Source organism: Micromonospora sp. URMC 105 (assembly GCF_051386295.1).
GTDB lineage: Bacteria > Actinomycetota > Actinomycetes > Mycobacteriales > Micromonosporaceae > Micromonospora.
The window spans coordinates 1-24657 of the sequence record NZ_JBPQTL010000059.1 but is presented as its reverse complement, the minus strand read 5'-3'; the positions used below and the strand labels follow the sequence as shown (position 1 = coordinate 24657).

Below are 24657 nucleotides of genomic sequence, written 5' to 3'. Positions count from 1 at the left end.
TGTCGATCGCGCTCATCCGAGCCTCCTTTCGTTCGCGCTCACCGACGACCCCCGGAGAGCCGGTTCGTCAGCAGGGTGTTGAGGCCGGCGACGACCAGGATGATCAGGAACAGCGCCCAGGACATAGCCGCGGCGTACCCGAGGTTGAGGTCCTTCCAGCCGACCTTGTAGATGAGCTGGGCGATGGTCTGCCACTCGCCGTTCGGACCGCCGGTGGCGGCCTGCGAGTTCAGGTCGAACAGCATCGGCTCGGTGAAGAGCTGGAGACCGCCGATGGTGGAGAGCACCACGGTGAAGACGATCACCGGCTGGATCATCGGTACGGTGATCCGCCAGAGTTGCCGCCAGGGGCCGGCCCCGTCGATCGCCGCGGCCTCGTACACGTCACGCGAAATGGACTGCATGGCGGCCAGGTAGAGCAGGGCGTTGTAGCCGATCCACTTCCAGTTGACCATCGTGGCGATGGCGATCCAGGAGTGCAGCTTGTCGGCCCGCCAGTCGATCGGCTCGTCCCCGCCGAGCCGGACGAGGTCGAGCATCCAGTTGGCCATGCCGAAGTCGCGGGAGAAGAAGACGCTGAACACCATCGTCGAGGCGACGATCGGGGTGACGTACGGCAGCAGGATGCCCACCCGCCACCAGGTCTGCGCCCGCAGCCGGCGGTTGAGCAGGGCGGCCACCACCAACGCCAGCAGCAGCTGCGGCACCGACGACAGCAGGAAGATGCCGAAGGTGTTGTAGAGCGCGTTCCAGAAGTCCTCGTCGCCGGCCAGCCGGGTGAAGTTGCCGAAGCCGGCCCAGGGCGGCAGCGTCGGGTCGTCCAGCCGGTAGTTGCGCAGCGCGACCACGCCGTTGAAGACCAGTGGGAAGAGCCCGAAGACGATGAAGAGCAGGAAGAACGGGGCGATCATCAGGTACGGCATGCAGCGCATGTCGAAGCGGTACAGCCGGTTGCGCCAGGTGAGCCGCCGCTCGCCGGGTCCGGAGCCGCCGCGGCCCGGCGCGGCTCGGCGGCCCGACGGCGCGGGCGCGGCACGGGTGGTGGACATGGGACACGCTCCAGGGCCGAAGAGGTCACGGGGGTACGGGCGGCGGCGCGGTCGCCGGAGGAGCCGGGGCGGTGACGGAGCGGGTGGGTGGCAGCCGCTCCGTCACCGGTCACCGGGCCGTCAGGACGTGCCGGCCTTCTCGGCCTCCTTGACCGCCTCGGCCCAGGCGGCCTCCGGCTTCAAGGTCTTGTTCTGCACCCGGGTGATGACGTTTTCCACCGCGACCCGGGTCGGGCCGTTCTTCCTGCCCAGGTACTGGGGTGTCAGGCCCTGCGCCATCTTCGGGAAGATCTGTCCGACCGGGGCGTCGCTGAAGAACGGGTTCTTGAACTCCGCGATCGCCGGGTCGGTGTAGAGCGCCGGCTGCGAGGGCAGGTTGCCGACCTTCTTGAAGATCTCGATCTGCTGCTCCGGCTGGACCAGCCACTCCAGCAGCTTGTACGCCTCGTCGACGTGCTTGCCCTGCTTGGGGATGGTCAGGAAGGAGCCGCCCCAGTTGCCGCCGCCGCCGGGCACCGCGGCGATGTCCCACTTGCCCTGGGTGGCGGGCGCGGTGTCCTTGATGTGGCCGAGCATCCACGCCGGGCAGGCGAGCACGGCGAACGAGCCGCTGGTGAAGCCCTTGTCCCAGTCGGCCTGGAAGCTGGCCAGGTTGGCCGACAGCCCGGCCTGGATGGCCTTGACCGTGTAGTCGAAGGCCACCTTCGGGCCCTGCTCCATCTGGAGCTGGTCCTGCTCGTTGTAGAAGCCGACCTGCTGCTGACCGAGGATCGGGTTGAACAGGTTGGTGCCGGAGTCGATGAACTTCTTGCCGGTCTTGCCGGTGTACTGCCGGCCGACCTCGATGAACCTGTCCCAGGTGGGCCAGAGGGCGGAGACCTGGTCCCGCTCGGTGGGCAGGCCGGCGGCCTTGAACAGGTCGGTCCGGTAGCACATGGCCAGGCCGCCGACGTCGGTGCCGAGGCCGATCTGGGTCTTGCCGTCGGCCGACAGCGACTGCTTCCACTTCCAGGGCAGGTACTTGCTCTCGTAGGAGCCGGCGCCCTTGTCGAGCAGGTTGACGAACTTGTCGGACTGGCTGCGGAACTGGACCATGAAGCCCTCGTCGATGGCGGCGATGTCCGCCGCGCCCGAGCCCGCGACCAGCTTCTTCTGCAGGTCCTCGTGCTGGGCGTTGTACTCGCCCGAGTTGAGCTGGATCTTGACGTTCGGGTGGGCGGCCTCGTACCGGGTCTTCAGGTCCTGGAGACCGAAGTCCCCCCAGAAGTTGATTTTGAGCGTGACGACGCCGTCCCCGGAGTCGGAGTCGGTGGTGCTCTTGCCGCTGCAGCCAGCGACCAGGACCAGGGCGACGGCGCCGGCCACCGCCGCACGGACCCAGGGGGTCCAGGACCGTTCCATGTCATCCTCCGCGCCGATGGGAACGCCCTCTATATCGAGAGACGTTGACTGAACCGGATAAGTGAGGCCACCGTACGGGCCGCGTTCTGCACTGTCAACGGCCGACGGCCGGGGTGGCCGTTCGGTCACCGCAGGCACCAATGGGAGCGCGACCACACGTGGTGAAGCGCTCTCGATGGGGGTCGGTGCGCCATCAGGGTGCGCGGAGAAGCGGGTCGGGGCCGTACGCTTAACCGCGCAAGCGAACGGCCCGCTCGCCCGGCGCCCGCCGCACCGGCGGGGACGGGCGTCCGTGCAGGCCGAGTAGCGTGTTGGCCGCCGGTGCAACCGGCGTCGTGGGACCGGCCCGGAGGGCCGCGAGGATTGAGGAGCACGCCGGTGAAGCGGCCGACCATCGCCGACGTCGCGCGACGCGCGGGGGTGTCCAAGGGCGCGGTCTCGTACGCGCTGAACGGCCAGCCCGGAGTCTCGGAGGCCACCCGCCAACGAATCCTGGCCATCGCCACGGAGATCGGCTTCAGCCCGAGCAGCGCCGCCCGCGCGCTCTCCGGCGCCACCGCCAACGCCGTCGGCCTGGCCCTGTGCCGGCCCGCCCGGACACTGGGCATCGAGCCGTTCTTCATGGAGCTGATCAGCGGCGTCGAGGCCGAGCTCTCCGCCCGTTCGTACGCGCTCACCCTCCAGGTGGTGGCCGACCAGGAGGCGGAGATCGCGGTCTACCGCCGTTGGTGGGCCGAGCGCCGGGTGGACGGGGTGTTCGTCTGCGACCTGCGCACCGACGACCGGCGGGTGCCGGCGCTGGAGGAGCTGCAACTGCCGGCCGTGGTGATCGGCGGCCCGGGCCACACCGGCGGCCTGGCCAGCGTCTGGTCCGACGACGCGGCGGCGCTGGTGGAGGCGGTGGAGTACCTGGTCGCCCTCGGGCACCGCCGGATCGCCCGGGTGGCCGGCCTGCCCTCGCTGCTGCACACCGAGATCCGCACCGACGCGTTCGCCCGGGTGTGCCGGCGGCTCGGGCTGGCCGACGCGGTCACCGTCTGGTCCGACTACACCGGCGAGGAGGGGGCCCGGGCCACCCGCCGCCTGCTCAGCTCCGCCGACCGCCCGACCGCGGTGATCTACGACAACGACGTGATGGCCATCGCGGGGCTCTCGGTGGCGCAGGAGATGGGACTGGCCGTCCCCGGCGACCTCTCCATCGTGGCCTGGGACGACTCCCCGCTCTGCCGTCTGGTGCACCCGCCGCTGACCGCGCTCGGACGCGACATCCCGGCGTACGGCGCGCACGCCGCGCGGCAGTTGCTGGCGGTGATCGCCGGTGAGCCGGTGACCGGCGTGCAGGACGAGACCGCCCACCTGACCCCGCGCGGCAGCACCGCACCGCCCCGGGCCAGGTGAACCGGTTCAGCGCTTGCTGAACGGAACGGTCAGCGGGAGGCGGTCGGGAACTCCTCGAAGTACGCCTCCACCCGCTCCGCGGTGGCCGGCCGGGCCAGCGCGAACCCCTGCCCGTACGGGCAGCCGGCCCGCTGCGCCCGCTCGACGTCGGCCTCGGACTCCAACTCCTCCACCACCACCGACAGGCCGAGCCGTTCGCCGAGGCTGACCACCACGTCGATCAACGGGCGGTGCAGGTCGTGGGCCGACCCCACCAGCTGCGGCCGGACCTTGAGCAGGTCGATCGGGAGCCGGCGCAGCTGGGCCAGCGAGGCGTGCTCGGCGCGGAAGTCGTCCAGCGCGGTACGCACCCCCAGCGACCGCAGGCCGGCCAGCCGGGCCACCACGGTGGGCAGCTCCCGGCCGATCCGGGGCTCCCCCACCTCGACCACAAGCTGGTGCGGCGGGACGGCGTGCCCGGCCAGGGTGGCGGCCACCCCCGGCAGGAAGTCCGGGGCCAGCAGCTCCCCGGGCGTCACGTTGACCGCCATCCACAGCTCTCGGCCCCCAGCCGACCAGCTGGCGAGCTGCCGGCAGGCCCGGTCCAGCACCCAGCGCCCCAGCTCGCCGATCAGGTCCAGATCCTCGGCCACTGGCAGCAGCTCGGCCGGGAGCACGGTGCCCAGCACCGGGCTGCGCCAGCGCAGCAAAGCCTCGGTGCCGACCGGCTGCCGGTCGGCCAGCCCGAGCACCGGCTGGTAGACCAGGTCCAGCTCGCCGCGGGCGGCCGCGCCGGGCAGCTCCCGCTCCAGGTCCAGCCGGCGGACCAGCTGCTCCTCCAGGTAGGCGTCGTACCACTCGACCCGGTTGCGGCCGAGCTGGACCGCGCGCCGCCGGGCCAGGTCCGCCTGCCGCAGCGCGTCCTCCGGCCCCGCCCCGGCCAGCTCCGCCAGGCCGACGCTCACCCGCAGCCGCACCATCGACCCGGGCGTCGGGCAGGGCTCGGAGAGCGCGGCCACCAGCCGGCCGCCCAGCGCGTACGCCGGCAAGGGACCGGCGTCGGTGAGCACCGCGAACTCCTCCCCGGCCACCCGGGCGAGCAGGTCGTGCGGGCCCACCACGTCGCGCAGCCGGCGGGCGGCGGTGAGCAGCAGACCGTCCGCCGCCGACGGCCCCGCCCCGTCGGCGACCGCGCCCAGACCGTGCACCTCCACCAGCAGCAGCGCACCCGGGCCGTGATCCCGCGCGCCGAGCGCCCGCATCAGCTCGCGCCGGTTGGCCAGCCCGGTGAGCTGGTCGGTCGCCGCCAGCCGGTGCAGTTCCCGCTCCAAGCGGCGCCGCTCGCCGATGTCGCGCACGTGCAGCACCACCGCGTCCACCTCGGGCACCCCGCGCTGGTCGCTCACGGTCGACTCGGTCTCCCGCCAGCCACCGTCGCCGGTGGCCATCCGGGCCACCAGCAGCAGCGGCTCCTGGCCACCCCGGGGCGCGGCGAGCCGGGCGAGCGTGCCCGGCGCGTCGTCCGGGTGCAGCAGCTCCGCCAGCCGCCGGCCGCGTACCTCGTCGTCGCGCAGCCCGAACCACCGCGCGCCCGCCGCGGAGAGCCAGCGCACCCGCAACTCGTCGTCGAGCAGCAGGATCAGGTCGCGACCACCGGAGACCAGGGCCCGGAAGTGCGCCTCGCGGGCGGCCAGCCGGCTGGCCCAGTACCGGTTGTCGGCGGCGGTGATCAGCTCCCGGCAGACCAGCGGCGGGATCACCGCGAGCCCCAGCAGGACGGCGGTCGGCGTGAAGCTGCCGACCGTCCAGAGGTGGTGCCCGGCGGCGAGGGTGGCCACCGCGGCCGGCGCGGTCACCCGGGGCCAGGCCGGCGGCGGACCGGTGCCCAGGGCCGGGTCCCCGGCCGACACCCGGGCCATCCCGGCCGCGGTGAAGAGGGCGCCCGCGAGCAGCGGCGCGACCGCGCTCAGCGTCGCCACGGCCGGCGCCCGGTAGGCCAGCAGCACCACCAGGTCGGCCAGGCCGAGCAGGGCGGCCGCCGCGCCGGCCCGGCAGAGCGCCGCGCCCGGCCGGCGACGCCGCTCCGCCAGCGCGCTCACCAGCAGGCCGGCGAGCACGCCCGCGCCGCACACCGTGACGGCGCGCGCCAGCGGGGGAACGTCGCCCGGCGGCAGGAGCACCCAACCCGCGAAGAGCAGGGCGGTGCCGAGCCCGAGGACGTCGACGGCCCGGCGCAGCCGGACCCGGGGCGCCAGCCGGGAGTGGCCGGGGAGCAGGAGCAGGCCACCGCCGTACAGCAGGGCCGCGGCGGCCAGCCCGTGGGCCGCGACGTTCGCGCGCTGCTCGCCGCCGGCCAGCGGCAGGACGGCGACCGTCAGGCCGACCACGAGCACGGCGGCGTCGAGCAGCGCCGCGGCCCGGCGGCGACGCGGCGCGCGGCGGTCCCGGCCGCCGAGGGTGGCCTCCCGGGAGAGCCGGACACCGGCCAGGGCGCAGCCGGCCGCGCCGGCCAGCGTGGTGGCGGCCAGCGGCGGCAACGCGCCGGCCAGCGCGGCGGTGACCAGCAGCGCGGCCACCGCCAGCACGGCGGCCACCGCGGGCGGCGGGCGGTGGACCAGGTACGCGTGAGGCACGACGGTCGCCTTCGTGAGGGGGACACGGGGCGGTGCGGCGATGCGGGCGGGACGCGGCACGGACGGATATCCGACACCCACCATCCCCGGAAACGACCGAGCGAAGCGCTGGTTACGCGTTCCGGCAGTGACCCATGTCACTGCCGGACGGCGCCGGACCCCATCCGCCGCCCGGCCGGAACGGCACCACGCCCGGGTGGGATCATCGGAGGGTGAGTAGCGCCGACACCATCCGCTTCCGGTACAACCAGGCCATCCTGGTCGCGGCGATCGTCGCCTTCCTCGGCGCCCTGCCGCTGGCCAGCGCCGAGTGGTACCTGCTGCCGGTGCTGCTCGTCCCGCTCGCCGTCGGCGTCTGGGCCTGGCGGGCGGGCACCGACGCCGACCGGCGCGAGCTGCGGCTGCGGGCGCTGACCGGCGGACGCCGGATCGCCTGGGACCAGGTCGTCGAGCTGACCTCCGACCCGCGCGGCCGCGCCGTCGCCCGCCTCGACGACGGGCGGGAGGTCGTGCTGCCCGCGGTGCGCGGCACCGACCTGCCCCGGCTGGTCTCGGCCACCGGGCAGCGCCTGCCCGGCGACCGCTGAGCCGGCTCAGTAGCCGTCGGTCACCGTGTTGACCAGCGGCTCCCCGGCGGCGAATCGGCGCAGCTGCGCACCCACCAGCCGGTACGCCCGCGGCAGCAGGCCGCGTACCGACCCGGCGACGTGCGGGGTGAGCAGCACGTTGGGCAGCTCCCACAGCGGATGGCCGGCGGGCAGCGGCTCGGGGTCGGTGACGTCCAGCGCGGCCCGCAGCCGACCGCTGGACAGCTCCGCCACCAGCGCCTCCGTCCGGGCCACCGGCCCCCGGGCGGCGTTCACCAGCAGTGCGCCGTCGGGCATCGCGGCGAGGAAGGCGGCGTCCACCATGCCCCGCGTCCCCTCGGTCAGCGGCACCAGCAGCACCACGACGTCCGCCTCGGGCAGCAGCCGGGGCAGGTCGTCCACCCCGTACACCCCCTCCGCCGGGCGGGCCCGGCGGGCGACCAGCGTGACGGTGACGTCGAACGGGGCCAGCCGGGCGTGCACCGCCGCGCCGATCGAGCCGGCACCGACGATCAGCACCCGCTTGCCGGTCAGCTCGTCGGTCGGGGTGACGTCGTCGTACGCCCACTGGCGGCGGGCCTGCGCCCGGGCCATCGCGGGGAAGTTGCGCAGCTGGGACAGGATCGCGGTGAGCACCCACTCGGCGGTGCCGGCGTCGTGCACGCCCCGCGCGTCGCAGAGGGTCACCCCGTCCGGCATCTGGCCGACCCAGGCGTCCGCCCCGGCGGAGAGGAGCTGGACCACCGCGAGGTCCGGCAGCCGCGCCAGCATCGGGGCGGTGTCCCCGGCGGCGAGGAACGGCGGCACCCAGAACCGGACGCCGGCCGGGTCCGACGGCGGGTGCGCCGGGTCCGTCCACGGCTCGACGGTGACGCCCGCGGGCACCTCGCCGAGCAGCCCGACCCCGGCCTCGTGCGGAATCCATACCTTCACGACCGCCGACGATAGCGACCGGCGGCCGGTCCGGTCCGGCGGACCGGCTCACCGGGGGCGCGCGGACCGCCCCGGCCGTGGTCGCCACCTGCGGCCGGCGGGTATAACCGAGGATCGGAGCGTCGGCCGGCGCTTCCTCCGTGCGCAGACAGGTGGCCGATGACCGAGCGCTCCCCGGGCCGTCGCGGTTCACTGCCCGCCGTGGACGTCCCCGCGCTGACCGACCCGGCGCGGCTGCGGTCGCTCGCCGAGACCGGGCTGGACGCCGCGCCCGACGAGGCGTTCGACCGCTTCGCCCGGCTGGTCAGCGACCTGCTGGAGGTGCCGGTCGCGCTGGTGTCGCTGGTCACCGACGAACAGCAGTTCTTCCCGGGCGCGGTCGGCCTGCCGGAGCCCTGGGCCGCCCGACGGCAGACGCCGCTGAGCCACTCGTTCTGCCAGCACGTGGTGGACATCGAGATCCCGATGGTGCTGCCGGACGCCCGGCTCTACCCCCGGGTCTGGAACAACCTGGCTATCGCGGAGCTGGGGGTGGTCGCGTACGCCGGGATGCCGCTGACCGACCTCGAGGGCCGGGTGCTCGGCTCGCTCTGCGCCATCGACAGCAAGCCGCGCGCCTGGACCGCCGGCCAGCTGCGTACCCTGGCCGACCTCGCCGCCGCCTGCTCGTCGGAGCTGCGACTGCGGATCGCGCTCGACGGCGCGGAGGAGGCCCGGCGGCGGGTCGAGGAGGCGCACGAGCGGCTCAAGCTGCTCTCCGCGCTGAGCGAGACGCTGACCGGCACTCTCGACGTGGCCACCGCGGTGTCCCGGCTGACCGATGCGGTGGTGCCGATGCTGGCCGACTGGGCGCTGGTGACCCTGGTCGACCGGGCGGGCGCGCCCCGCCAGGTCACCGCGCTGCACCGCGACCCTGACCGGGCCGCCCAGGTCGATCGCTTCGCCGAGCTGATGACGCGTCACCTCGGCCCGCAGTCGATCACCCGTACGGTGCTGCGCACCGGGCAGCCCGTGCTGGGCAGCCCGGCCACCCTGGACGACGTGCGGCGGGCCACCACCGACCCGGAGCTGGTGACCCTCGCCGACCAGCTCGGTTTCGCGTCGCACCTGACGGTGCCGGTGCCGGCGCCCGGGCGGGGTGCCGTGGTGGGCTGCGTGACGCTGATCAACGCGCCGGGGCGGCGGCCCTTCGACGACACCGACCTGCACACCGCGCTGGAGATCGGCCGCCGGGCCGGCCAGGCGCTCGGCAACAGCTGGATGTACGACGAGCAGCGGCACGTCGCCGAGGTGCTCCAGCACAGCATGCTGCCGGAGCTGCCGGAGAGTTCCCGGGTCGAGCTGGCCGCCCGCTACCAGCCGGTGGCGGACCGGGTCGAGGTGGGCGGCGACTGGTACGACGCCTTCGTCCAGCCCGACGGCGACCTGGTCGTGGCGATCGGCGACGTCGCCGGGCACGACATCGAGGCCGCCGCCACCATGGGTCAGCTGCGCAACCTGGTCCGGGGCAACGCCTTCGGCCGGACCGACCCGGTGGACGAGCTGATGATCCGGTTGGACGGTGCCATCTCCGGCCTGCGCATCCGGGCCGCCGCCACGGCCACCCTGGCCCGGCTGCGTCCCCGCCCGGCCGGCGGCCTGACGGTGAGCTGGTGCAACGCCGGGCACCCACCGCCGCTGCTGGTCGACGCCGAGGGCGCGGTACGCGTGCTCGGCGGCCCACGCGAGCCACTGCTCGGCTTCGCCCGCCCGATTCCCCGCAGCAGCCAGGAGACCACGCTGGCCCCGGGGGACACCCTGCTGCTCTACACCGACGGCCTGATCGAGCGCCGGGACCGCACGATCGACGAGGGGCTGGCCGAGCTGCTGGACCGGCTCTCCGACGCCGGCGCGCTTCCCCTCGCCGAGCTGTGCGACCTGCTGCTCACCGCCGGGGACCGCCGTGAGGACGACGTCGCGCTGCTCGCCGTCCGGGCCCGCTGAGCGGGGTCGCGGCGACCTCGACCGTCGCCGGTGGGCCGGGAAGTCCGGATTCGCGGGCTAGGCTGGGCCGGGTGAGCGCCCGTCCCCCGTACTCCCGCACCGGCCGCCGTCGCGCGGCGCTGGCGGCGTCCTGCGCGGCGCTGCTGCTGGCCACCGTCGGGTGCAGCTTCGGCCCGCCCGAGCCGGACCCGGCCGGCGAGCCTCCCAACCTGCCCACCCCGTCCGCCTCGGCGAGGACCGGCGCGGGGCAGGAGGTGGTCGCCACGGTGCTGGCCAAGGGGCTGCGGGTGCCCTGGGGCATCGCGTTCCTGCCGGACGGCGGCGCGCTGGTCACCGAGCGGGACAGCGGGCGGATCCTCAAGGTCGGCCCGGAGTCGGGGCCGGAGGGGTTGCGGGTCACCCCGGTGCAGACCGTGCCGGACGTGGCGGCCGGCGGCGAGGCGGGGCTGCTCGGCATCGCGGTCTCCCCCGCGTACGCCAAGGACGCGACCGTCTTCGTCTACTACACCAGCGAGCGGGACAACCGGGTCGCCAAGCTGAAGCTCGGCGGCACGCCGACGCCGATCCTCACCGGCATCCCGAAGGCCGGCATCCACAACGGCGGCGGGCTGGCCTTCGGCCCCGACGGGCAGCTCTACGTGAGCACCGGTGACGCCGGCAACCGGAGTTCCGCGCAGGACCGGAAGAACCTCGGCGGCAAGATCCTGCGGATCACCCCGGAGGGCAGGCCGGCGCCGGGCAACCCGTTCCCCGGCTCGCCGGTCTGGTCGCTGGGGCACCGCAACGTGCAGGGCGTGGCCTGGGACGCGGGCAAGCGGATGTACGCCACCGAGTTCGGCCAGAACACCTGGGACGAGGTCAACCGGATCGACAAGGGCACCAACCTCGGTTGGCCCACCGTCGAGGGGCAGGCCGGCGACAAGCGGTACGTCGACCCGATCGTGCAGTGGCGTACCTCGGAGGCGTCCTGCTCCGGGCTGGCCGCGGCCGGCCGGCTGCTGGTCACCGCCTGCCTGCGCGGCGAGCGGCTCTGGCTGGTGGAGCTGACCGACACCGGCACCGTGCTCGGGCAGCCCCGCGAGCTGCTGACCGGCCGGTACGGGCGGCTGCGGGCGGTGGCCGCCGCCCCGGACGGCTCGCTCTGGGTCTCCACCTCCAACCACGACGGGCGGGGTGAGCCGGCGCCGGAGGACGATCGCCTGCTGCGGCTGGTCTTCGCCGAGGGCGGGGCCGGGCGGAGCTGAGCACCGCCCGATCGGCCGCCGCGAGCCGCCGGGCGGTGCGACACACCGGGAGTTTCGGCGGGGAAACGCGCCGCCGTCCGCCGGGTTTGCCAAGATCCATCATTGGGCAGGTCAGAATCTCAGCATGGACGGTGGGGAGAACGAGCAGCGCGGGCCCGGGGGCGAGGACACTGCCCCGGCCCGGCGTGAGCGACGCTGGTGGCCCGGGAGGGACCGGACCGGCCGACCGCGCCGGTCGCGGTGGGCCCGGCGGACCGGCCTGGTGCTCGCCGTCCTGCTGGTGGGGCTCGCCGGGGCGGTGATCGGGGTGCTGGCCGGTGGCCGGGTGAACACCGACATCGGTCCGTTCCGGGCCAGCCTGACCCTCGCGCCGGCGCTCAAGGGCAGCACCACGGTGGACATCCCACCGCTGGGCGCGCTCCAACTCGACAGCCACGACGGGCCGACCCACCTGACCGTCCGGCTGGGCGCCCTGGACCAGCGCAGGACCGAGGCGCTGATCGACGACCCGGCCAGCCTCAGCCGGGCCAGCCAGTCCGCCGTGGAGGACGTCCGCAGCGGCGTGATGCGGCTCGGGCTGCGGACCGCCGGGTCGGCGGTGCTGGTCACGCTGGTGCTGGCCGGCCTGATCTTCCGGGACGTCCGCCGTACCGCCTGGTCCACCGGGCTGTCGCTGGCGGTCACCGCCGGCAGCCTGGGGCTCGCCGCGGGCACCCTGCGCCCGCAGTCGATCGAGGAGCCACGGTACGAGGGGCTGCTGGTCAACGCCCCGGCGATCGTCGGCGACGCCCGGCGCATCGCCAACGACTACTCCCGCTACGCCGAGCAGTTGCAGCGTCTGGTCGGCAACGTCAGCCAGCTCTACACCACGGTCTCCGCCCTGCCGGTGTACGAGCCGGCGCCCGGCACGACCCGGGTGCTGCACGTCTCCGACATGCACCTCAACCCGACCGGCTGGCAGCTGATCCGCACGGTGGTGGAGCAGTTCGACATCGACGTGGTGATCGACACCGGGGACATCACCGACTGGGGCAGCGAGCCGGAGGCCTCCTTCGTCGGCTCGATCGGCCTGCTCAAGAAGCCGTACGTCTACATCCGGGGCAACCACGACTCGTCGCGGACCGCCGCGGCGGTGGCCCGGCAGCCCAACGCGATCGTGCTCAACAACTCGACCACCAGCGTGGCCGGGCTGACCATCGCGGGGATCGCCGACCCCCGGTTCACCCCGGACAAGGAGACCTCCCCGGCCGGCAGCGGCCTGAACAAGCAGGTGGCCGAACAGGTGATCGGGGCCGGCGAGCAGCTAGCCGCCACGGTGCGGCGGTCGCCGCGACCGGTGAACATCGCCCTGGTGCACGACCCGGCCTCGGCCGGCCCGCTCTCCGGCACCTGCCCGCTGGTGCTCGCCGGGCACACCCACGCCCGGCAGGTGTCGAAGCTGCCGCAGCAACCCGGCAAGCAGCCCACCCAGTTGATGGTGGAGGGTTCCACCGGCGGAGCCGGGCTGCGCGGCCTGGAAGGCGAGAAGCCGACGCCGCTGTCGATGAGCGTGCTCTACTTCGACCAGCAGAAACTGCTCCAGGCCTACGACGACATCACGGTCGGCGGCACCGGGCAGGCCCAGGTCAACCTGGAACGCCACGTGATCAAGGAACCGGCGCAGGGCGCTCCGGTCCCGGTCACCCCCACCCCGACCCGCTGACCCAACCCGGCTGCGACTGCGACTGCGACTGCGACTGCGGGATCGTTACTCGGAGCAAGCCGCCGTGGGGTACAGGAACCCTGTGCGACACGCTTTGCTCTGCTGCCCGATAAGCGACAGTCACCGGACGTGACCGGCCACCCGGCGGGCGCCTACTGGTTTGCGCTGTTCAGAGGCGGTGTCGCCGGGAGGGCAGCAGAGCAAAGGGCCGAACAGAGGTCCGTCCTACCCGGCTGCCGCTCACGCAAAGTGACCGTGACACCGGGTGACCGCAGGCCGGGCGAATGATCCAGGCCGGGGACACCCCACCGGGCGGTGCGAGTTTTGCCGGCCGGGTCCACGGTCACCGCGCGGGTGACCGCGGACCCGGCCCGGCGACTCAGCGCAGGGAGAGGGCGGCCAGGGCGGCGTTGACGATGCTGCCGGGCAGCAGGTCGTGCAGCTCGTACAGTTCGCGGACGCTGCCGGACTGGCCGAACTCGTCCACCCCCAGCGGCACCGCCGGCACGCCCAGCGCCGAGCCCAGCCAGGCCATCGCGTGCGAGGCGGCGTCGTGCACGGTCACCACCGGGGTCCGGTCGCCGAACGCGGCCCGCAGCGCACCCGGCACGCTCGGCACGGTCGCCGTCCGCACGCCCTGGCGCAGCGTGCGCTGCCACGCCCGGTAGAGCCGGTCCAGCGAGGTCACGTCCACCACGTGCGCGGCGATGCCCTCCTCCGCCAGCTCGGCGGCGGCCGCGAGCACCTCCGGCAGCACCGCGCCGGAGCCGGCCAGGGTCACCACCGGGGCGTCCGCCAGGTGCGGGTACGCCTGGTGCGCGTCGACCAGCCGGTACGCCCCGGCGACCACCTGCCGGCGCAGCACCGCGTCGCCGATCCGGGCCCGGGCCGCCTCGAACGGCGCCTGGTCGATCGGGCGGGTGCTCAACCGGAAGTAGTACGCCCCGTCCTCGGCCGGCGCGGCGGTGGCCGCCGGTGCGGCGCCGCCGGCGATTTGGCCGAGCGCGTCGCAGAGCAGCCAGTCCAGGCTGGCCGCGTACGCCGGCTCGAGGAAGGTGACGCCGGGCAGCTCCAGGCCGACCGAGGCGGTGATCGTCGACTGGTGGGCGCCACCCTCGGGGGCGAGGGTGATGCCCGACGGGGTGCCGGCGACCACGAACCGGGAGCCGGAGTAGGTCCCGTAGAGGAACGCGTCCAGGCCGCGCAGCACGAACGGGTCGTAGACCGTGCCGACCGGCAGCAGCGGCTGCCCCGACAGGTCCCACGACAGGCCGAGCTGCCCCAGCAGCAGGAACAGGTTCATCTCCGAGATGCCCAGCTCGATGTGCTGGCCGGCGGGGCTCTCCGTCCAGCGCAGCATCCGGTCCTCGGTCCAGGAGCGCTGCTCGGTGGGGGCGAAGACGCCGGTCTTGTTGATGAAGCCGGCCAGGTTGGTGGAGGTGGCCACGTCTGGCGCGGTGGTCACCAGGTACGGCGCGACGGCGGGATCCCGGGCCAGGTCGACCAGCACCCGGCCGAAGACCTCCTGGGTGGAGACCGGCTTGTTGGTGCGTACCCGGGTGGTTTCCGGGACGGTGATCCCCAGCGACCGCTCGCGGGGCGCGCGGGCCAGCGCCTCGCGGCGCTCGCCGGCCCGGATGCCGGCCGGCGACGCCGGGTCGAGGCGGTCCCACTCGGTCTCCGGGGTCAGGCCGTTGGCGGCGCGCAGCGCGTCGACCTGCTCGCTGGTGAGCAGCGCCGAGTGGTTGCGCGGGTTGCCGGCGATCGGCAGACCCCACCCCTTGACCGTGTACGCGAAGACGACGCTGGGCCGGTCGGTGACCGCGTCGCACTGGGCGTACGCGTCGAGCATGGCTTCCAGGTCGTGCCCGCCCAGGTCGGTGACCAGCGGGCCCAGCTCCTCGTCGGCGATGTCCGCGACGAAGGCGCCCACCTCGGCCGGCGCCCCGTCGAGGAACTGCTTGCGCAGCGCCGACCCGGCCAGCCCGAACAGCGACTGGTACTGCTCATTCGGCATCAGGTCGATCCAGTCGCGCAGCGCCGCGCCGCCCGGCCGGGCGTACGCCTCGGCCAGCTTGCGGCCGTACTTGACCTCCACGACGTGCCAGCCGGCGGCCTCGAACTGGCCGCGCCACTGGTTGATCCGGATGCCGGGGACGACCCGGTCCAGCGACTGGCGGTTGAAGTCGACCAGCCACATCACGTTGCCCAGCCCGGTGGTGGCCGGGTCGGCGACCGCCTCCCAGATGTTCCCCTCGTCCAGCTCGGCGTCGCCGATCAGCGCGACGAACCGGGAGTGCGGCCGTTCCCCGAAGTGCGCGTCGACGTAGCGGCGGGTGACGGCGGCGAAGAGCGGGGCCGCCGCGCCGAGCCCGACGGAGCCGGTGGAGAAGTCCACCTCATCCGGGTCCTTGGTCCGCGACGGGTACGACTGGAGCCCGCCGCGCGCCCGCAGCTTCGGCAGGTACGACCGGTCCAGGTTGCCCAGCAGGTACTGGATGGCGTGGAACACCGGCGACGCGTGCGGCTTGACCGCGACCCGGTCCTCCGCGTCCAGGTGGGCGAACCAGAGCGCGGTCATCGCCGTGACCAGCGAGGCGCTGGACGCCTGGTGGCCGCCGACCTTCACCCCGTCGCCGGTGTCCCGGTCGTGGTTGGCCGCGTCCACGATCCGGGTGGCGAGCCAGAGCACCCGCCGCTGGATCTCGTCGAGGACGTCGACATCGGGCTCGGGACGGTCGTTCACGGTGGCTCCATCCGGGCGTCGTCGGTGACGCCCTGCCGAGGGGGATGCGGGGTGCCCGCGTACTCGAAAAAGGGTCGAGGGCCGCCGCCGGTCGGACGGCGGCCCTCCACCGGCGGGCTCAGCCCTGGACGCCGAGGCGCTCCAGGATCAGCTCGCGGACGGTCTTGGCGTCGGCCTGGCCGCGGGTGGTCTTCATGACCGCACCGACCAGCGCGCCGGCCGCGGCGACCTTGCCGCTGCGGACCTTGTCGGCGATGCCCGGGTTGGCGGCGATCGCCTCGTCCACGGCGGCGGTGAGCGCGCCGGTGTCGGAGACGACCTCCAGGTTCCGGTTGGTCATGATCTCGGTCGGCGAGCCCTCGCCGGCCACCACGCCCTCCAGCACGGTCCGGGCCAGCTTGTCGTTGAGCTTGCCCGCGTCGACCAGGCCCTGCAGCTCGGCGACCTGCGCCGGGGTGGCACCCACGTCGGCCAGCTCGATGCCGGCCTCGTTGGCCCGCCGGGACAGCTCACCCAGCCACCACTTGCGGGCGGCGGCCGGGGTCGTGCCGGCGGCGATGGTGGCCTCGATCAACTCGACCGCGCCGGCGTTGAGCACCGACTGCATGTCCAGGTCGGACAGGCCCCACTCCTGCTGGAGCCGGCGGCGGTGCAGCCGGGGCAGCTCCGGCAGGGCGGCCTTCAGCTCGGCCACCCAGGCGGTGTCCGGGGCGAGCGGCACCAGGTCCGGCTCCGGGAAGTACCGGTAGTCGGTGGCGGTCTCCTTGGACCGGCCCGGCGTGGTGTCGCCGGTGTCCTCGTGGAAGTGCCGGGTCTCCTGGGTGATCTTCCCGCCGGCGTCGAGCACGGAGGCCTGGCGCAGCATCTCCGAGCGCACCGCCCGCTCCACCGAGCGCAGCGAGTTGACGTTCTTGGTCTCGGTGCGGGTGCCCCACTCCTCGCCGGGCAGGTTGAGGGAGGTGTTCACGTCGCAGCGCAGCGAGCCCTCCTCCATCCGCACGTCGGAGACGCCCAGCGAGCGGATCACGTCACGCAGCTCGGTCACGTACGCCCGGGCCACCTCCGGCGCCAGCGCGCCCGTGCCGGGAACCGGCTTGGTGACGATCTCCACCAGCGGGATGCCGGCCCGGTTGTAGTCGACCAGCGACTCGGTCGCGCCGTGGATGCGGCCGGTGGCGCCACCGACGTGCAGCGTCTTGCCGGTGTCCTCCTCCAGGTGCACCCGCTCGATGCCGATCCGCACCAGCTCGCCGCCGACCTCGACGTCCAGGTAGCCGTCGAAGCAGAGCGGCTCGTCGTACTGGCTGATCTGGAAGTCCTTCGGCATGTCCGGGTAGAAGTAGTTCTTCCGGGCGAACCGGCACCACTCGGCGATGGAGCAGTTCAGCGCCAGGCCGATCCGGATGGTCGCCTCGATGGCCGCCTTGTTGGCCACCGGCAGCGAGCCGGGCAGGCCCAGGCAGACCGGGCAGACCCGGGTGTTCGGCTCGCCGCCGAAGTCGGTCGGGCAGCCGCAGAACATCTTGGTGTTCGTGCCCAGCTCGACGTGGGTCTCCAGGCCGATCACCGGTTCGTAGCGCGCGACGACCTCGTCGTACGCGGGCAGTGTCGTGGTCATCTGAGCTCCTGCCTCACAGCGCCGGTGGGGTGAACGTGCCGACCACGGACTCCAGCGCGGCGGCGACCCGGTACATCCGGTCGTCGGCCATCGTCGGGGCCATCACCTGCAGGCCGACGGGAAGCCCGTCGGAGAGGCCGCAGGGCACCGAGATGCCCGGCCCGCCGTACAGGTTGGTCGGGATGGTGAAGAGGTCCGCCAGGTACATCTGGTACGGGTCGGAGGTGCGCGCGCCGATCGGGAACGCCACGAACGGCGTGGTCGGCGAGATCAGCGCGTCGACCCGCTCGAAGGCGGCGTTGAAGTCCCGGGTGATCAGGGTGCGGACCTTCTGCGCCTGCCCGTAGTAGGCGTCGTAGTAGCCCGAGGAGAGGGCGTACGTGCCGATCATGATGCGCCGCTTGACCTCGGCGCCGAAGCCGGCCTCCCGGGTCAGCGACATGACCTCCTCCAGCGACCGGTTGCCGTCGTCGCCGACGCGCAGGCCGAACCGGACGCCGTCGAACCGGGCCAGGTTGGAGGAGCACTCGCTCGGCGCGATCAGGTAGTACGCCGGCAGGGCGTACGCGAAGTGCGGGCAGGACACCTCGACGATCTCGGCACCCAGCTTGGCCAGGGTGTCGACCGACTCGCGGAACGCGGCCAGCACGCCCGGCTCCGCGCCCTCGCCGGTGAACTCGGTGACGATGCCGAGCTTCACGCCGGTCAGGTCGCCGGTGGCGCCGAGCTTCGCGGCGGCCACCACGTCCGGCACCGGGGCCGGGATGGAGGTCGAGTCGCGCGGGTCGTGCCCGCCGATCACCTGGTGCAGCAGCGCGGCGTCGAGCACGTTACGGGCGCAGGGGCCGGGGGTGTCCAGCGACGAGGAGAACGCCACCAGGCCGTACCGGGAGGTGCCGCCGTAGGTGGGCTTCGCGCCGACGGTGCCGGTGACCGCGCCGGGCTGGCGGATCGAGCCGCCGGTGTCCGAGCCGATCGCCAGCGGCGCCTCGTACGCGGCCAGCGCGGCGGCGCTGCCGCCACCCGAGCCGCCCGGAATCCGGTCCAGGTCCCACGGGTTGTGGGTCGGCCCGTACGCGGAGTACTCGGTGGAGGAGCCCATCGCGAACTCGTCCATGTTCGTCTTGCCGAGCATCACCGTGCCGGCCTCGCGCAGCCGCCGCACGATCGTCGCGTCGTACGGCGGGCGCCAGCCCTCGAGGATCTTCGACCCGACGGTGGTCGGTACGCCCTTGGTGGTGAGCACGTCCTTGACGGCGACCGGTACGCCGGCCAGCGGGCCCAGCTCCTCGCCGGCGGCCCGGCGCTCGTCGACCGCGCGGGCGGCGGCCAGCGCGCCCTCGGCGTCGACGTGCAGGAAGGCGTGGACCCGGTCGTCGACGGCGGCGATCCGATCCAGGTGGGCCTGGGTCACCTCGACGGCGGAGGTCTCACCGCCGGCGACGAGACCGGCGATCTCCGTCGCGGTCAGCTTCGTAAGCTCGCTCATGCCGGCACTCCGCTTCGCTCCGTGCCGTCATGAGGCACCATCGCACTGAGCCTGATGATTCGCTCGCTGCGCTCGCTCATGAGGCCACATCCTCGTCCAGGATCCGCGGGACGCGGAACCGCTGCTGGTCGGCGTCGGGCGCGCCCGACAGCGCCTCCTCCGGGGTGAGGCACGGCGTCACCACGTCCTCGCGGAGCACGTTGGTCAGCGGCACCGAGTGGGAGGTCGGCGGGATGTCCGCCGCGGCGACCTCGCCGACCTGGGCCACCGACTGGAGGATCACGTCGAGCTGGCCGGCGAAGACGTCCAACTCCTCCTCGGTGACGGCGAGCCGCGACAGTCGCGCCAGGTGCGCGACCTCCTCGCGGGAGATGGCGGCCATCGTGCCCCCTTCGTGGCTGTCCTGCTGCGTCTGCGGTCTGCCGGCCGCGCGGTCTCCCGGGGGAGTGACGCGCGGTGACCGGAGCGAGTCTATTGTCCTGCGGTCGCGCCGACGCCTCCGACTCCCCCACCGTCCGCCCGGACGGCCGGGTCACCGCCCGGGGCTCAGTGGGTGGACCGGCGCGGCACCTCGGCGTCCGGGCCGCCGGTCGGGTGCACCGGCCGGTACCGGGTCAGCCAGGTCACCAGCTCGTCGGCCGGCATCGGCCGGGCGTGGAACCAGCCCTGGGCCACGTCGCAGCCGGCCGCGTGCAGCATCCGCCAGGTCCGCTCGTCCTCGACGCCCTCGGCGACCACCCGCAGGCCCAGCGCGCCGGCCAGCTCGATCATCGACCGGACGATCGCCGCGTCGTCGGGGTCCTCGGCCATCCCGAGGACGAACGAGCGGTCGACCTTCACCTCGGCCAGCGGCAGCCGCCGCAGGTGCTGCATCGACGAGTACCCGGTGCCGAAGTCGTCCAGGGAGATGGCCACCCCGATCCGGTGCAGCTGGGAGATGGTGGCGAGCACCCGCCGGGGGTCGGCCATCAGCGCCCCCTCGGTGATCTCCAGTTGCAGCCGCTCGGGGGCCACCCCGAAGGCGGCCAGCCGGTCGGCGATCCGGTCGGCGATCTCACCGGTGTGCAGGTCCCGGACGCTGACGTTGAGCGCCGCCCGCAGCTGGATGCCGGCCGCCGACCACTTGGCCAACTGCTCCACCACGTCGTCGACCACCCGCTGGGTGAGCAGCCGCATCACCGCGCTCTGCTCGGCCACCCGGATCAGCTCCTCCGGGTCCACCATGCCCCGGCGCGGGTGCCGCCAGCGCAGCAGCGCCTCCACCCCGACAACCTCACCGGTGGCGATGGCGATCTGCGGTTGGTAGTACATGGTGATGACGCCGACGTCGGCCGCCGCGTCCTCGACCCGTTCCGCCGGGGCGCGGACGGCCGGCAGCTCGGGCCGATCGGGCTCGGCGGCGGGCTGCCCGGCGCGGCGGCGGGTCGGGTCGGCGCCGGTCAGGATGTGGTTCAGCAGCGCGTCGGAGCCGTCCACCGCGACCCGCGCCCGCCGCCGCCGCGGGCGCCACCGCGCCGGCCCGCCCTCGTCGTCCGCCCCGGCGGCGAGCCGGGAGGGCAGCACGGCACCGTCCCCGCCCCGCACGGTCCGCCCGGCGGGCGGCCCCGCCTCGAGTACGCGGCGCAGGTCGGCCAGGAGCCCGAGGCGCTCGGCGGAGTTGTGGTCGGACTCGGCGGCGTAGACGGCGACGGTGTCGTTGCGGTGCTTGGCGTCGTACATCGCCACGTCGGCGTGGCGCATCAGGGTGGCGAAGTCCTCGCCGTGCTCGGGGAAGAGCGCGATGCCGATCGAGGCGCCCACGTCCAGCGGCAGCCCGTCCAGCGACACCGGCTCGGCGAGCGCCGTCACCACCCGGTCGGCCAGCTCGTGGGCCTCGTCCACGCCGTCGAGCCGGCCGGCGACGATGGCGAATTCGTCCCCGCCGAGCCGGGCCAGCATGTCCCGCCCGCCGACCACGTCGGCCAGCCGGGCGCTCACCTCGACCAGCAGCCGGTCGCCGACGGCGTGGCCGAGCGCGTCGTTGACGTTCTTGAACCGGTCCAGGTCGATCAGGAGCAGGGCGAGGTGGGCGTCCCGGTCGCCCTTGGCGACCCGCTCGGCGTGCAGGTGCACCTGCTCGGCGACCTCGGCGAGCAGGGCCTTGCGGTTGGGCAGGCCGGTCAGCGGGTCGAGGGCGGCCAGGTGCTCCTGCTCGGCGGAGAGCCGGGACATCCGGTAGACGGCGAAGAGCGGCACCAGCACCAGCGGCACCAGCGCGGCGCTGGCCCGGGCGGCGGTGACCAGCACCGGGGCGAGCAGCAGCAGCGAGCCGGTGGAGAGCAGCTCGTACGGCAGCGCCTGGCGGACGCTCGGCCACCACCGGCCGCCGAAGCGCAGCCGCAGCGCGCTGCTGACCAGGCCGTAGTTGACGGCGAACCAGGTGAGGGTGGCGGCGCCGACCGCGGCCACGTCGGTCCAGCCGAGCCGGCCGCCGGCGAAGAGCCCGCCGGGCCCGAGCCGGAGCACCAGGTACGCGGCGGCGAGCGCGCAGGCGTACTGGGCGGCGTTGAAGGCGGTCCGCCAGAGCGCGTGCCGCATCCGCCAGCCGGAGACGGCGACGGCGACGGCCTGCACCGCCACGGCCGGGCCGAGCCCCCAGCCGAGCAGGATCGCGAAGGTGAAGCAGGTGGACGGGAAGACCGCCGAGGTCTGCCGCCGGCCGGGCGGGACGAAGGGCCGCGCGTCACAGGCGACGGCGAGCGCGGCCATGGCCCAGAACGCCGCCGGCAGCCGGGGCAGCCGCTCGGGGAGCCCGGTCAACGGCAGGGCGGAGACCAGCAGCGCCAGCCCGATCACCGCGGCGACGAAGCCGGCGAACCGCGCGCCCCGCCCGGGTGGGACGGAGTTGCGGGGGTCGGCGGTCTCCATCGCACCTCCCGGGCATACGGTACGCGGTGCGCCAGTCGCGCACCGTGTCCCAATGAAACGCCCTGAGTGGCCGTACCCCGACGCGACAGTCACGAATCGGTCGTAGTCGTAATTAAGTTGGTATACGACCCCAAGATCCCCTGCCGTCGCGCCGGCTCACCCCTCGACGCGGGCGACCTCCCGGGCCGCGTCCGGCCCCCGGTCGAGCAGCACCCGGAAACCGTCCTCGTCGAGGACCGGCACCTTGAGGGTGGCCGCCTTGTCCGCCTTGGAGCCGGGGTTGTCGCCCACCACCACGAAGCCGGTCTTCTTGGAGACGGAACCGCTGACCTTGCCGCCCCGGCTCTGGATCGCCTCGGACGCCTGGTCCCGGCTGAACCCGGCGAGGGTGCCGGTCACCACCACGGTGACCCCCTCCAGTGGGCGCGGCCCCTCCTCGCCCGCCTCCTCGGCCATCCGTACGCCGGCCCGAGCCCACTTCTGCACCACCTCGCGGTGCCAGTCGACGGCGAACCACTCCTTGATGCTGGCGGCGATGGTCGGGCCGACACCGTCCACGGAGGAGAGTTCCTCCTCGGTGGCGGCGTCGATCGCCTCGATCGAGCGGAAGTGCCGGGCGAGGGCCTGCGCGGCGGTGGGGCCGACGTGCCGGATGGAGAGCGCCACCAGCACCCGCCACAGGTCCCGTTCCCGGGCGACGGCGAGGTTGTCCAGCAGCTTGGTGGCGTTGCTGCCGAGGCTGCCGTCCTTGTTGACGAAGAACGGCGAGCGGGACAGCTGCTCGGCGTCGAGGGAGAACAGGTCACCCTCGTCGGTGATGATCTGGGCGTCGAGCAGCGCGGCGGCGCCCTTGTAGCCCAGCACCTCGATGTCGAACGCACCCCGCCCGGCCAGGTGGAAGACCCGCTCGCGCAGCTGCGCCGGGCAGCTGCGGCTGTTGGGGCAGCGGATGTCGACGTCGCCCTCCTTCGCCGGGGCGAGCGGGGTGCCGCAGGCCGGGCAGGTGGTGGGCATGACGAACGGGCGGGCGTCGGCGGGACGCAGGTCGACCACCGGGCCGAGCACCTCGGGGATCACGTCGCCGGCCTTGCGCAGCACCACCGTGTCGCCGATCAGCACGCCCTTGCGCTCGACCTCGCGGGCGTTGTGCAGGGTCGCCAGGGCGACCGTGGAGCCGGCCACCCGCACCGGTTCGAGCACGGCGAACGGGGTGACCCGGCCGGTGCGCCCGACGTTGACGTCGATGTCGAGCAGCTTGGTGGTCACCTCCTCCGGCGGGTACTTGAAGGCGATCGCCCAGCGCGGCGCGCGGCTGGTCGAGCCGAGCCGGCCCTGGATGGAGACCGGGTCGACCTTGACCACCACGCCGTCGATCTCGTGCTCGACGTCGTGCCGGTGCTGGGCGTAGTAGGCGATGTAGTCCGCGACGCCGGCCAGGTCGGGCACCACCCGCCACCGGTCGCTGGTGGGCAGGCCCCACGCCCTGAGGGCCGCGTACGACTCGGACTGGGCCGTCGGCTGGAAGCCCCGCCGGGCGCCGATGCCGTGTACCACCAGGCGCAGCGGCCGGGACGCGGTGATCCGGGGGTCCTTCTGCCGCAGGCTGCCGGCGGCCGCGTTGCGGGGGTTGGCGAACGGCGCCTTGCCCTGCTCGACCAGGCCGGCGTTGAGGTCGGCGAAGGCCGCCACCGGGAAGTAGATCTCGCCGCGCACCTCCAGCAGCTCCGGCAGGTCGGGGAACTCGTCGGAGCTGGTCAGCCGGGCCGGCACGTCGCGGATGCTGCGGACGTTGGCCGTCACGTCCTCGCCGGTGCGCCCGTCACCCCGGGTGGCGGCGCGGACCAGCCGCCCCTTCTCGTAGGTGAGGTTGATGGCCAGCCCGTCGACCTTCAGCTCGCAGAGGTAGGGCACCGGGCCGCCGGCGTCCCGCTCGACCCGCTCGGCCCACGCGGCCAGCTCCTCGTCGGCGAAGGCGTTGTCCAGCGAGAGCATCCGCTCGGCATGGGTGACCGGGGTGAAGTCGGTGGAGAAGGTGCCGCCGACCCGCTGCGTCGGCGATTCGGGGGTGCGCAGCGCCGGGTACTCCGCCTCCAGCGCCTCCAGCTCGCGCAGCTGCCGGTCGAACTCCGCGTCGGAGATGACCGGCGCGTCGAGGACGTAGTAGCGGTACTGGTGTTCGGTGAGCTCCTGGCTCAGCGTGGCGTGCCGCTCCCGCGCCTCGGGGGTCGGCTCACCGCCGGCCGCCGCCTCCTGCGCGGGGCTGACCTGCTGAAGGACCGCTTCTTCGGACACCCTGCCGCCTCCGGAAACCAGTGGGATCTCCCCGTGATCACGCTACCCCCGCACGCTATCGGGCCGGTCGGACAATCCCCTGCCACCCCCGCCGCGCCCGACGGGCGGGGACCCGCCCACCGTGCGACGATCGCCGCACGTCGGCGGCTCGCCGACGCCGGAGAAGGCAGGGGTACGGATGCCCGAGTGGGTGTGGTGGGCGGTGCTGGTCGTGCTGGCCGTGGCCGCCGGTTGGGGCTGGAACGAGTGGCGGCGGCGCGGCGGCCGCCCGGCCGGGGGCGAACGCGTCCGGCCCGAGCGGGGCACGCCGCCGCGGGACCGGGCCCGCCCCACCGCCCCGCCCCGGCCGCGCACCCCGACGGGTACGCCCCGGCCGGGCGAGATCTGGTGGGCCGACGTCCCGTTCCACGACGGCACCGGCTCGAAGGTGCGCCCCTGCCTGGTGCTGCGCATCAGCGACCGGAGCGCCGAGGTACTGAAGATCACCAGTCAGGACAAGAGCAGCCGCGACGACCACGTACGCATCCCCACCCGCGAGTGGGACCCCGCCGCCGACCACGACAGTTGGCTCGACCTGGCCGAGCCGGTCACCGTCCCCGCCGACGCCTTCTCCCACCGCGCCGGCACCCTCGACCAGCCGCGCGCCGCGCTGGGCGATCGCCTTCAAGTACCCGCCGGAGGAGGTGACCACCAAGC

General features: G+C 74.0%; 15 protein-coding genes and 1 pseudogene. 6 read left to right on the top strand and 10 right to left on the bottom strand.

Going from position 1 to position 24657, the window contains the following annotated elements; translation table 11 throughout:
• Positions 1-38: 38 nt before the first annotated feature.
• Both ACSNN7_RS19105 and ACSNN7_RS19100 read right to left on the bottom strand, forming a co-directional pair.
• A complete protein-coding gene (locus tag ACSNN7_RS19105; RefSeq protein WP_436682189.1) occupies positions 39-1049 on the bottom strand; it encodes a carbohydrate ABC transporter permease in 1011 nt (336 codons plus the stop codon).
• Between the two features lie 120 nt (positions 1050-1169).
• Positions 1170-2450, bottom strand: a complete 1281-nt coding sequence (locus ACSNN7_RS19100) for an ABC transporter substrate-binding protein (protein WP_436682188.1) — start codon at positions 2448-2450, stop codon at positions 1170-1172.
• A gap of 378 nt (positions 2451-2828) precedes the next feature.
• Between ACSNN7_RS19100 and ACSNN7_RS19095 the strand changes: the two genes are divergently transcribed.
• Positions 2829-3848: a LacI family DNA-binding transcriptional regulator gene (locus ACSNN7_RS19095; RefSeq protein ID WP_436682187.1), complete on the top strand. Its 1020-nt coding sequence runs from the start codon at positions 2829-2831 to the stop codon at positions 3846-3848.
• 29 nt (positions 3849-3877) lie between these two features.
• Here the strand turns inward: ACSNN7_RS19095 and ACSNN7_RS19090 are convergent, their stop codons facing one another.
• Entirely contained in the window at positions 3878-6460 is a 2583-nt protein-coding gene (locus ACSNN7_RS19090; RefSeq protein WP_436682186.1) for a putative bifunctional diguanylate cyclase/phosphodiesterase, read from the bottom strand.
• Between the two features lie 212 nt (positions 6461-6672).
• Between ACSNN7_RS19090 and ACSNN7_RS19085 the strand changes: the two genes are divergently transcribed.
• A complete protein-coding gene (locus ACSNN7_RS19085) occupies positions 6673-7047 on the top strand; it encodes a PH domain-containing protein (RefSeq protein WP_436682185.1) in 375 nt (124 codons plus the stop codon).
• Between the two features lie 6 nt (positions 7048-7053).
• Here the strand turns inward: ACSNN7_RS19085 and ACSNN7_RS19080 are convergent, their stop codons facing one another.
• Positions 7054-7980 (bottom strand): 2-hydroxyacid dehydrogenase, encoded by a 927-nt coding sequence (locus tag ACSNN7_RS19080; protein WP_436682184.1) that lies wholly within the window; start codon positions 7978-7980, stop codon positions 7054-7056.
• Positions 7981-8139: 159 nt separating this feature from the next.
• Here ACSNN7_RS19080 and ACSNN7_RS19075 point away from each other — a divergent pair, with 159 nt between their 5' ends.
• From ACSNN7_RS19075 to ACSNN7_RS19065, 3 genes are all read left to right on the top strand, one after another.
• Entirely contained in the window at positions 8140-9963 is a 1824-nt protein-coding gene (locus tag ACSNN7_RS19075) for a SpoIIE family protein phosphatase (protein ID WP_436682182.1), read from the top strand.
• A 71-nt stretch (positions 9964-10034) separates the two neighbouring features.
• Positions 10035-11207 carry a PQQ-dependent sugar dehydrogenase gene (locus ACSNN7_RS19070; RefSeq protein WP_436682181.1) on the top strand — a complete coding sequence of 391 codons (1173 nt, stop codon included), beginning with the start codon at positions 10035-10037 and terminating at the stop codon, positions 11205-11207.
• A 124-nt stretch (positions 11208-11331) separates the two neighbouring features.
• Positions 11332-12909: a metallophosphoesterase gene (locus tag ACSNN7_RS19065; protein WP_436682180.1), complete on the top strand. Its 1578-nt coding sequence runs from the start codon at positions 11332-11334 to the stop codon at positions 12907-12909.
• 379 nt (positions 12910-13288) lie between these two features.
• Here ACSNN7_RS19065 and ACSNN7_RS19060 read toward each other — a convergent pair whose 3' ends face one another.
• From ACSNN7_RS19060 to ligA, 6 genes are all read right to left on the bottom strand, one after another.
• Positions 13289-15655 carry a transketolase-like TK C-terminal-containing protein gene (locus ACSNN7_RS19060; RefSeq protein WP_436682179.1) on the bottom strand — a complete coding sequence of 789 codons (2367 nt, stop codon included), beginning with the start codon at positions 15653-15655 and terminating at the stop codon, positions 13289-13291.
• Between the two features lie 118 nt (positions 15656-15773).
• Positions 15774-17273, bottom strand: a complete 1500-nt coding sequence (gatB, locus tag ACSNN7_RS19055) for an Asp-tRNA(Asn)/Glu-tRNA(Gln) amidotransferase subunit GatB (RefSeq protein ID WP_436682178.1) — start codon at positions 17271-17273, stop codon at positions 15774-15776.
• Positions 17274-17286: 13 nt separating this feature from the next.
• Positions 17287-18762 (bottom strand): Asp-tRNA(Asn)/Glu-tRNA(Gln) amidotransferase subunit GatA, encoded by a 1476-nt coding sequence (gene gatA, locus ACSNN7_RS19050; protein WP_436682177.1) that lies wholly within the window; start codon positions 18760-18762, stop codon positions 17287-17289.
• 76 nt (positions 18763-18838) lie between these two features.
• Positions 18839-19144, bottom strand: coding sequence for an Asp-tRNA(Asn)/Glu-tRNA(Gln) amidotransferase subunit GatC (gatC, locus tag ACSNN7_RS19045; protein WP_088963593.1), 306 nt, complete (start codon positions 19142-19144; stop codon positions 18839-18841).
• A 164-nt stretch (positions 19145-19308) separates the two neighbouring features.
• Positions 19309-21669 carry a putative bifunctional diguanylate cyclase/phosphodiesterase gene (locus ACSNN7_RS19040; protein WP_436682175.1) on the bottom strand — a complete coding sequence of 787 codons (2361 nt, stop codon included), beginning with the start codon at positions 21667-21669 and terminating at the stop codon, positions 19309-19311.
• Positions 21670-21825: 156 nt separating this feature from the next.
• A complete protein-coding gene (ligA, locus tag ACSNN7_RS19035) occupies positions 21826-23961 on the bottom strand; it encodes an NAD-dependent DNA ligase LigA (RefSeq protein WP_436682174.1) in 2136 nt (711 codons plus the stop codon).
• Between the two features lie 178 nt (positions 23962-24139).
• Between ligA and ACSNN7_RS19030 the strand changes: the two are divergent.
• Positions 24140-24538: pseudogene (locus ACSNN7_RS19030) on the top strand (type II toxin-antitoxin system PemK/MazF family toxin); the annotation flags it as partial.
• Positions 24539-24657 lie beyond the last annotated feature (119 nt).

Bases quoted from the DNA above. Each gene is read 5' to 3' on its own strand.
- ACSNN7_RS19105 (WP_436682189.1), bottom strand. From the start codon at position 1,049: ATGTCCACCACCCGTGCCGCGCCCGCGCCGTCGGGCCGCCGAGCCGCG.
- ACSNN7_RS19100 (WP_436682188.1), bottom strand. From the start codon at position 2,450: ATGGAACGGTCCTGGACCCCCTGGGTCCGTGCGGCGGTGGCCGGCGCC.
- ACSNN7_RS19075 (WP_436682182.1), top strand. From the start codon at position 8,140: ATGACCGAGCGCTCCCCGGGCCGTCGCGGTTCACTGCCCGCCGTGGAC.
- ACSNN7_RS19065 (WP_436682180.1), top strand. From the start codon at position 11,332: ATGGACGGTGGGGAGAACGAGCAGCGCGGGCCCGGGGGCGAGGACACT.
- gatB (WP_436682178.1), bottom strand. From the start codon at position 17,273: ATGACCACGACACTGCCCGCGTACGACGAGGTCGTCGCGCGCTACGAA.
- gatA (WP_436682177.1), bottom strand. From the start codon at position 18,762: ATGAGCGAGCTTACGAAGCTGACCGCGACGGAGATCGCCGGTCTCGTC.
- gatC (WP_088963593.1), bottom strand. From the start codon at position 19,144: ATGGCCGCCATCTCCCGCGAGGAGGTCGCGCACCTGGCGCGACTGTCG.
- ACSNN7_RS19040 (WP_436682175.1), bottom strand. From the start codon at position 21,669: ATGGAGACCGCCGACCCCCGCAACTCCGTCCCACCCGGGCGGGGCGCG.